This window comes from Blautia sp. CGZ-1-C1 (assembly GCF_056504575.1).
Genome location: NZ_JBWLUT010000084.1, coordinates 1 through 9,874 on the forward strand (window position 1 = coordinate 1; position 9,874 = coordinate 9,874).

Below are 9,874 nucleotides of genomic sequence, written 5' to 3' on the forward strand. Positions count from 1 at the left end.
GAGATAACACCACTTTACAACTTTTTCATAAAAAAAATATCGTACAGGACTTTCTGATGTATAATGAATTTGACCCAAAACATTACAAAGGAAAGTGACCCTGTACGATAAAAACATTATACAACGAAAAAACACTGATTGGTAGACTTCATCAATATTTTTTGATTTATTTTGAAACTTTTTCTGTCCCGACAGCAGATACCTTATTTCTGCTGATATTATCCATACTGACCTTAGAATCTGCACATTCCATCCGGTTTCTGTATCAGCATTTTTTATCCGGAATAACGGAGAAATCACTGAATGTATTTTATTATGCATGTTCCTATGCAAAGGTTGATTATTCCAGATTTATGAATACCACTGTCAGGATTACTTTGAAGCTGATACCGGATTCATTGCAGACGCAGCCTGTGTTTCTGTGTGTGGATGATACGATGGTATCTAAATTTGGCACAAAATTTGAAAATGTTTCAAAACTGTTTGACCATGCTGCACACAACGGTTCCAACTATCTGAATGGACACTGCTTTGTGAGTGTCATGCTCTGCGTACCTGTCTGGAATAGGGATAAAGTATCTTATCTTTCCGTTCCTCTTGGCTATCGTATGTGGCAGAAAAAAGAATCTAAACTGGAACTGGCAGCCTCCATGATCCGGCAGGTTATGCCTGAATTTTACAGCAAAGATCATGTCATCATCCTTTGTGACAGCTGGTATACAAAACAGAACCTGGTATCCATCGTTGATGAATATCCGAATCTGGATCTGATTGGCAATGCAAGGATTGATTCTGTCATGTATGATCCTGCACCTGCACAGACCGGTCGTCGGGGACGTCCTGCCAAACATGGCAAACGCCTTTCTGTTGAAACAGATTTTACGTTTTCCAATGAAAAGATCGGTGATTATTATACCGGTGTCCGCCGGGTTCTCGCTAAGATCTTTGGCAATAGAGAAGTCCTTGCCTATGTCACTGCCACAGAAAAAGAACATGGTACAAAACGACTGTTTTTCAGTACCATTTTCCCGGAAGATCTGCAGATTTTCTGTGCATGGCAGGAAAAAGCACCATTGAACCAGACCGGAAGTGACCGTATGAAATACATTCCACTGTTGCTATATTCGTTACGCTGGAATATTGAAACAAGCTACTATGAACAGAAAACGTTCTGGTCTTTTTGTAACTATATGGTGCGAAGCTGCAAAGGGATTGAAATGCTAGTCAATCTGATTAACATCAGTTACTGTGCCATGAAGATTCTGCCCTATCAGAACGAACATTTTTCTGAGTACCGTACAAAAAGCGTACAGGAGTTTCGTTTTGAATTAAGTCAGGGCATTCGCAGTCAGATATTGTTTGCCACTTTCGTGAAAAATATCGAAACACATATAAAATCAAATGCCATGACAAAGGCCTTAAAACAGCTGATTCATCAACAAATCTATCATTTATAAAGTTGTAAACTGGTGTATTATTCATTGTTCAAATATTATCAGTAAAAACTTATGACCAAATTGATAGCAAAAAAGCTTAAAATCAGAACATACAAAAAAGGTATTGAAAGTCGAAAAGTCCCACGAATATATTACTTCTTACCATAATATATTCATGGGACTTTTTTGCTTGGGTCAGATCCAGTTATAATCTCCACCGGTTACTGCAAGACTCAGAAGTGCATCCATCTTTTCCACTTCTTCACCTTCAATCTTCTCGATCAGTTCTGCTGTATCCAATACATCCTCCAGGGATTCATCAGGGCCGATCTCATAATCAATTTCTGCTTCGCAGTCCGGACATGGGATTCTCTTCATTGTCTGCATGGAGAGAAAACGGTTGCCGCATTTCTTACATTCATAATATCCGCACTCTTTGGTGCCGTCTGGTACATAGTACATGAGTTAAGTTCCTTTCTATCTTTATCAAATAATTTTTTTATCCGAGCTTTATATATTATACTGTTTATACTGTTCGTAATACCGTTCGATGCCTTCGCAAAATAATAGACTGCTGAATAATTACCCCAGCTTATACATCCTGTTTTCAGGCATCAGACCGTGAATACGCATTCTTCATCTGGCTGCTCAGTTCAAACAGTACTTTATTTAAAGTATCTGCAGCTGCTTTCTTCACCATCTCTGCAATCTTCTCATTTGCTTCTTCTTTCAGTTCCATTCTCTTTTGTGCATCGGACTTCTTCTCGCAAGCAATGCATCATATGTATTGATCAGCTCATGACCTTTTGCCATTACATGTTCCTGATAACGTTCAATATGGAACACAGAACTTCTGTAAGAAGCATCTGCCATAGCCGCGATCATTCGACTTGACCAGTAGAAGTTATCTGTAGAAACCTCTGCAGTTGTATTGGCGAGATATTCCGGTGTTTTAGTAACTCCTGCGTAGAACGGAACCAGCACATTAAATGCGTTGGATGCAAAAGCCACCCACTCCAGAATACCTGTATCTTCCGGCTGATCCGTGCGCATCTGGATCACAGACAAGAAATCATTTCTGTTAATACCAATGGAGCGGAACGCACCTTTCATGGATTTACCCCCATATGCAGCATATGGGTCATATGGAGTTCCCTGGAAATGTGCAGACAGAACATATTTCACATCTTCCACTGTAATCTTCTTCTCCGGCACCATGCACCAAGGAATATCATCAGAAGCCGGAGTAAAGTCTGCATCCGGACCGTCCCATTTCTTTGTGTGCGGATTCAGATAACGTTCCATAAACCATGCACGCGGTGTATTGTATACATGATCTGCATCATCATGGCTGCCAAAAGCATCACGTGGGTTGAGCACACCATCCATAGAAAGATCCAGATGATATTTTTCAATAAATTCTTTCAGGTCTGCAGAGCACATGTACTCTTTCTGCTCTCCGAGAGCATCTTCCAGATCAAAGGAATCAATTCCCAGCTGGTTCGGCATTACCACATACATATTGTCAGGAACTCTGCGCGCCATCCAGTGATGTCCTCCGATCGTCTCCAGCCACCAGATCTCATCCTTATCCTGAAAAGCAATTCCGTTCATCTCATAAGTTCCATATTTCTCCAGCAGGCTTCCGAGACGTTTCACGCCCTCTCTTGCACTGTGGATATAAGGCAGAACAATATAAACAATATCCTCTTCTCCGATACCGCCTGCGATTTCTTCTTTCCCGTCCTCTGCAGGCTGATAAACAACCAGCGGATCTGCACCGAGAACACGCGGATTGGAAGTGATGGTTTCTGTGGCAGTCATTCCGACATTGGCTTCATTCACACCACTTGCAGCCCACACACCTTCTCCTTTCAGAGCATTCGGCATGGATGTATATCTCATTGGGTTGTCCGGCAGTTCGATCTCTACATGAGAAATCTCAGATTTATATTTACGTGGCTGCGCCTCAGGATGAGTCACCACAAATTTCTTAGCAGTAAAATGTCCGGAACCGGAATCATCGTTTCTTGCGATCATTGTAGAACCATCGTAGGATGCTTTCTTACCGACTAATATTGTTGTACACGGCATAATGCGTTACCTCCTTTTATCTGTCACTTCGTTTTTCTCCGATTTGTCTGTTGACAGACGCTGATAAAATTATAGCACTTTTCGACATGATTCACCATCCTGTTTATTCTACCATTTTTTCTTTTAATTTCTCCTCATTTTCTCGTCCAAGCTCGTTTGTCATTCCATTCAGTGCGAATAAAACCGCCGCCATCAAAAACATGATTGCAGGTCCAAAATTAATAACTGCATTCATTTTTGTCAATGTTGCAGTGGACATCTGCGTATTTGCTTTAAAACCTACCAGCCCAATTGCAAGAATTCCTACAGCACCCCCAATTGCATTTCCAAGTTTTGTAGAAAAAGAAATACAGCTATAAATCACCCCGTCTGAGCGTATCCCACATCGCAGCCAGTTATCATCAATAATCTCCGCGCCTAATGTATAAGATACAATTCCTCCAAGGTTAGTTGCTCCATATGCAAATCCAAGCGCAACAATAACAAAGCTCATTCGCATCTGTCCCATAAAGAAGAAAAGGACACAACACAATGCCTGAAGCAGAGAAGATATAGCTCCTACTGTCTTTTTATTTATCCTGTTCAGAAGAAATGGTGCATAAAAATTTACAATCATCATTCCTGCTGACATTGCTGTTGCAAAAACTGCTATCATTTTAGGCTGATTCAAAATATAGATAAAATAATAAGCCATGATACCCAGTCTTCCAAAAATTCCTGTAAGAAATGTCAATTCCGCAAGAATCAAAAGCAATGCATTTCTGTCGGAAAAAGTATATTGAAAAGAACGAAACAGCGCAAGTGTTGTGCTATCACGTTTCTGATAACGTTTATTTCCAATGTTCTCTTTTGTAAAGGCCACACAAATTAAAAAACACGGAATAGAAAGTATTGAAAAAATAACTGCCGTCAGAAAATATCCTCTTCCATCAGAAGTAGAACCCTGACCAAATTTCATGATCATCGGCATAGTAACTGCACCCATCAAGATTTGTACAATTCCTCCCATAATACCGCGAAATGCATTTAGTGAAACTCTCTGCCGATTATCTGCAGTCATCGAATTAGCCAAGCAGCCCACCGAAATATTTACTGCTGTATATGCCATTCCACAACCAATATAAGTAATCGCACACCATAATATTTTCCCTGTTGAAGACAAATCAAGATTCAAAAATGTCAGACAGTTCAAAACTGCCAAAATTGGAGCACCAAATAAAATATACGGTCGATAACGTCCCATTTTACTATTTGTATTCTCTGCAATTGCACCAAACATAGGATCATTGACTGCATCCCATATTCGTGCTATGAGCATAATAAAAGAAATTCCTGCAGGAAGCAGACCTACTACATCCGTATAATATAATGTAAGATAAGAACTTATCAGTGACCAGATAAATTGCGATCCGGCTTCTCCCATTCCATATCCTAATTTATTCCAGACAGAAAGACTGTTTTTATATTTTTTTGAAAAATTTTCTGACAAATCATGCTTCATGCTTTATTCTCCATATACTATCTGGAGGCAGAATATTTGCCCCCAGTATAATACTCCAAATATGACAGTTAAATTTTATTTCTATTTTTCGATATAACGAAACCAATCAAATGCAGCTTCATTATCGGAATCTCTTCCGTTTCCTGTTGCATACATTCCAAGCATTGTACCGCACATACACCCGACTTTCTCTGGATTGATCACTGCGCCATCAATTCTACATAATTCTTTCAGCTCTTCTTCAGATTCCCCATAACGGATGCAAAAATCTTCATGCTGCATATCAAGTTGTAAAATAATTTCAGACTTATCATAAGCTTCAGAACAGATAATTTCACGATTCGTAGTGCTTGTAAATCCTGGAAAATATGGCGGCTGTATATAATCAGCTGTAATGACAACAACACGGACTACCTGTTTTCCGTCTTCACATGCACGTTCGATGTGAATCTGATGATTCATGGCCTGTACTGCCGCAATTCCTGCACTTTCCTGTCCTTCCGGATAAAATTTTACAGCGGCTGTAATTACAGCATCCATTGCACATTGTCTTCTTGAAACAAATGCAACATATTTGTCATCTGCCAGAATTCCATCCATCTTCATCTGCTCCAGATCATCATCAAGCCTCTGTCTGATACATTTTAATTTCAAACATGAATCTTCGATTTTCCAGCAATCCTTTGCAGGTGTGCCCCAAAACACCATATACATTGGAAGTTTCTGATCATCAAAATCATCAAATTTATTTTCTTTCGGATAAAATGTTTCCGATAATGATTTCGGTCCCTCATAACTCCACTCCACTTTACCAGTTTCAGGGCTGAATACCGGCCAGTCTCTTTCCCAGATTACAGGACAGATAAATGTTTCACGACCCAAATTTTTAAATTTTCCATCAATCAAACGGGATCCAAGCATAACTGCATACCAGCTTCCATCCTTTAACTGTACAAAGTCGGCATGTCCTATATTGATAATTGGACTGGAAAATCCCATATTTCTATGTGTCATAACAGGGTTTGCCGGATTTCCTTCAAAGAAGCTGAATAATTCTTTTGAACGTGCTATCATTACTGCGTGATAATGTTCTGTTCCACCTTCAGCAATCATCAAATAATAGTAATCTCCAATATGATACAGATGAGGAGCTTCCGGAGAAGAACCGCCTCTCATTGCACTATTATAAATAGTATATGGTTCGCCTGTCACACGGAAATTTTCAATATCATATGGTGCAACCCAGATTCCCCTTTCCTTCACGCCTGTACCGTTATCCCAGACATCACCGGTTCCCATAACATAGCAACTTCCATCATTATCAAAGAAAAGAGAAGCATCAATTCCAGGAACATCCGTCATCCAGTGAGGTTCGGACCACGGACCTACCGGATTTTGGGCAGTACAGATATAGTTTCCCTTATCTGCAAAGTTTGCATTAATAATATAATAAGTTCCATTATTGTAACGAATTGTTGGTGCCATAAGGCCGCCAACACCACAATTTCTTTCCATATGAAATCCGTTCTCTTCAGTTAAAGCATTTCCTATCTGTTCCCAGTGAGCAAGATCCTTGCTGTGAAAAACAGGAATTCCCGGAAACATTTCAAAGCTGGAACATGTAAGATAAAAATCATCATCCACACGAATGATAGAAGGGTCTGGATAATAACCCGGTATAATCGGATTTTTTAACTGATAACTCATTTGTTCATCTCCTTTAATTTCTGTTCATTTTCTTTACCTTTTTTATTTGTCATACGGATCATTAAAAATGGAATAATAGCTGCCAGGAAGCAGATTGCAGGTCCGAAGTTAATAACTGCATTCATTTTGGTCAGTATTTCAGCAGACATGGTAGAATTCGCCACAAATCCAACAGCACCCAGAACAACAATACCTATCGCACCACCAATAGCATTTCCAATCTTTGTTGAAAAAGAAATAACTGTAACAATCATACCATCGGAACGTTTTCCTGTTCGAATCCAGTTGTCATCGATCAGCTCACCAACCAGTCCTACTGAAACAAGACCAACCATGTTGGTTGCGCCATATATCAAGCCTACGCCTGCAACAAGAAGAACTGAAGCATGTGCTTCTCCCATAAAGAAGAACGCAATACAACAGCCGGCCTGAAGAATACATGACAGAACACCAACCAGTTTTTTATCAATATGATTCAGTAAATATGGAGTATAGAAATTAACAACCAGCATACCAACAGTCATGGCAGTTCCAAAAGATGCCATACCCATAGGTTCTCCAAGTACATAGATAAAATAGTAAACCATAACGCCAATTCTTCCAAAAACACCTGTCAGATACAGAATCATTGCAATAACCAACCATGCAACATTCCAGTCTTTTAAAGCATTTTTGAATGAGGAGCCAATCATAACGAGTGGATTTGTTCTTTCCCCTGATACACTGCCACCGCCAATTACTTCTTTTGTTGACTTAAAGCAAATCATGAAACATGGGATTGAAACAATTGAAAAAATTAATACAGTAAAAAAGTATCCTTTTGCAGAATTTGTATTTCCGCCACCAAATTTCATCAGCATCGGCATGGTGACTGCATTTACAATAATACCAAAAATGCTTGAAATAACACCTTTTACTGCATTTGCAGAAACACGTTCTGAATTAATTGATGTCAGAGAATTAACAACACATGCTACTGCACCATTTGCAAATGAATATGCTGTACAGCATCCAATATAAGTAAAAATGCACCAGAAAGCTTTTGCACTATCCGGTATATTCAGATTAAGAAATGTCAATGTACTGAAAATTGCCAGAATCGGTGATACATACAGTAAGTATGGTCTGTACCTTCCATATTTTGAACGGGTATTCTTCAGCTATACCACCAAAAATAGGATCGCAGAGAGCCTGCCATATTCTTGCAATCAGCATAATAACAGAAATAACAGCCGGTGCCAGTCCGACAACATCTGAATAAAATACTGTCAGATAAGAGCCGATCATTGTAAAGGAAAGAGTACTTCCCGCTTCACCCATTCCATAACCAATTTTCTGGGCCAGAGATAATTTGACCGCTGCCGGGTCACTTACAGCTTTCGTTTCTTGAGGTTTCATGTCACATAAACTCCTTTCTTAAAAAGTGATCATTACCTGTTCTTTGAACTGTCTATATTTTAGTAAATACAGTCTCTGTTTTCTTTATTTATCGATCTTTTTCTTGCTATCTTTTGATTAAAATTGACTATTTTCATTCTTATTGTTATAATAAGACAAGTAGATTGTCATATTTTGTCATTATCCAAATAAGCAAATCTACTCATAAAATAAACAGGCAAAAACTTACTGTCTTAGGAGAAATACATATGGTATATAATTTCAATGTCAAATTTTATAATGGACCTGTCACCATCGACACTATTCAAAATGAATATCTTCTATTATATGTTATTCGCGGCAGCTGCCATGTTCATCTTGCTTCAGAAACACTCCACATGAATCCAAAAGATGTTCTTATGATCAATGGAAACCGACATTTTAAGCTTCAAAACCAACCCTCTGCTTTTTTACTTGCTATTTATGTACGCGCAGAACTGTTTCGCCAGTTGACAAATACACATCTGCCACATTTTCGCTGTTGCAGTGTTCAATATTCCAGCGTAAAATATGAGCAGCTTCAATATATGCTCTATGATCTGCTGGGTGAGTATGCACTTGAAATCAACGGAATGAATGCAAAAAAACTAAGCATTCTGTATAAGATCTGCGATCATCTGATTCATTCTTTTATGCTCTCAGATAACCAGCCTTTATCTGAAAGCTCTGAAGAACGGCTTGATCCTGTTTTTTCGTATATTGCAGAGCACTTTTCTGAACCGCTTTCGCTTCCGTCTGTTTCCGAACAGATCCATATTGCTCCTACTTCCTTATCTCGTCTGTTTAAAAAAAATACCGGCATTACATTTGTGCAGTACGTTACAAAAGTCCGCCTTCAGCACGCTGTTTCTGATCTGACTGGAAGTCAGATGCCGGTTTCCAATATCGCACTTAACAATGGGTTTTCAACTGCTTCTCAATTTAATAAAATTTTCAGACAAAATTATAATCTTTCCCCAAGTGAATACCGTCAACAGGAGGCAATTCGAAAAGATAATCCAGATGTACAGAATCCATCTCAAATTTCCGCCATGCTGAATAAATATCGTTCCAAAACCCGGATGGTTGTAGTCAAGGAGCAGAAAATAAGGCTTCAGTCAGCTGTTATTGACTGTACCAGAGGTAAGGAAATCCATAATCCCTGGGGAACTATGCTATATCTTGGTTTTGCATCCCGACTTCTTTCTGGAACATTTCAACGGCAGATTCAATTTTTAAAACGTAATCTTGATTTTGAATATGGATGTATTAATGGACTTTTCTCCCCTGAATTTGGTCTCATTAATCAGGAGCAGCTAGATCAGTTAAATTTTGTTAATTTGGACTATATTTTAGATTCCCTTGTTGAAAACGGAATATGCCCCTTGATTGTCTTCGATAATCAAATCCTGAAAATGCTGAAAAAATTAAGCGAAATTCAGGAAATATCCATTATCCGTATCTTTTCTGATTCGCAACAATTTAATAGTATCGTTGAAAAAATTCTTATGCATGTCATCAATAGATACGGTCTAAAAGAAGTATCAAACTGGAAGTTTATGATTTGGTATTATGTCTATAAACAAACCTTAATCGGTATTCCTGGAAATTTTGTAGACATATGGGACAATTTTTTTGAAACTGTACGAAAAATAATCCCAAATGCTCCTGTAGGCGGCGTCAGCTACAGTCCCTCTTTTTTTGATCTACTTCGTTCAGT

At 38.8% G+C, this 9,874-nt stretch carries 7 protein-coding genes and 1 pseudogene; 2 read left to right on the forward strand and 6 right to left on the reverse strand.

The window, feature by feature from the left end; genetic code table 11:
* Positions 1 to 161: 161 nt before the first annotated feature.
* Positions 162 to 1,457 carry an IS701 family transposase gene (locus tag AC058W_RS06625; RefSeq protein WP_330597033.1) on the forward strand — a complete coding sequence of 432 codons (1,296 nt, stop codon included), beginning with the start codon at positions 162 to 164 and terminating at the stop codon, positions 1,455 to 1,457.
* 174 nt (positions 1,458 to 1,631) lie between these two features.
* Here the strand turns inward: AC058W_RS06625 and AC058W_RS06630 are convergent, their stop codons facing one another.
* The 6 genes and pseudogenes from AC058W_RS06630 to AC058W_RS06655 form a co-directional block, all read right to left on the reverse strand.
* Complete coding sequence (locus tag AC058W_RS06630; RefSeq protein ID WP_117677425.1) at positions 1,632 to 1,898, reverse strand: FmdB family zinc ribbon protein; 267 nt, start codon at positions 1,896 to 1,898, stop codon at positions 1,632 to 1,634.
* A 145-nt stretch (positions 1,899 to 2,043) separates the two neighbouring features.
* Positions 2,044 to 3,530, reverse strand: a pseudogene (locus AC058W_RS06635) (C69 family dipeptidase).
* 103 nt (positions 3,531 to 3,633) lie between these two features.
* Positions 3,634 to 5,031 carry an MFS transporter gene (locus tag AC058W_RS06640; protein ID WP_117677427.1) on the reverse strand — a complete coding sequence of 466 codons (1,398 nt, stop codon included), beginning with the start codon at positions 5,029 to 5,031 and terminating at the stop codon, positions 3,634 to 3,636.
* Between the two features lie 81 nt (positions 5,032 to 5,112).
* Positions 5,113 to 6,738 (reverse strand): glycoside hydrolase family 43 protein, encoded by a 1,626-nt coding sequence (locus AC058W_RS06645; RefSeq protein ID WP_117677428.1) that lies wholly within the window; start codon positions 6,736 to 6,738, stop codon positions 5,113 to 5,115.
* Positions 6,735 to 7,898 (reverse strand): MFS transporter, encoded by a 1,164-nt coding sequence (locus tag AC058W_RS06650; protein ID WP_479389852.1) that lies wholly within the window; start codon positions 7,896 to 7,898, stop codon positions 6,735 to 6,737. The genes AC058W_RS06645 and AC058W_RS06650 overlap by 4 nt, the downstream gene beginning before the upstream one ends.
* Entirely contained in the window at positions 7,804 to 8,136 is a 333-nt protein-coding gene (locus AC058W_RS06655) for an MFS transporter (protein WP_479389850.1), read from the reverse strand. The genes AC058W_RS06650 and AC058W_RS06655 overlap by 95 nt, the downstream gene beginning before the upstream one ends.
* A 164-nt stretch (positions 8,137 to 8,300) precedes the next feature.
* Between AC058W_RS06655 and AC058W_RS06660 the strand changes: the two genes are divergently transcribed.
* The coding region (locus tag AC058W_RS06660; protein ID WP_479389851.1) for a helix-turn-helix domain-containing protein at positions 8,301 to 9,874 on the forward strand (1,574 nt) is incomplete at its 3' end.

What these genes read in the sequence shown, in the direction of transcription:
- AC058W_RS06630 (WP_117677425.1), bottom strand. Translation starts at nt 1,898, where the DNA reads ATGTACTATGTACCAGACGGCACCAAAGAGTGCGGATATTATGAATGT.
- AC058W_RS06640 (WP_117677427.1), bottom strand. Translation starts at nt 5,031, where the DNA reads ATGAAGCATGATTTGTCAGAAAATTTTTCAAAAAAATATAAAAACAGT.
- AC058W_RS06645 (WP_117677428.1), bottom strand. Translation starts at nt 6,738, where the DNA reads ATGAGTTATCAGTTAAAAAATCCGATTATACCGGGTTATTATCCAGAC.
- AC058W_RS06655 (WP_479389850.1), bottom strand. Translation starts at nt 8,136, where the DNA reads ATGAAACCTCAAGAAACGAAAGCTGTAAGTGACCCGGCAGCGGTCAAA.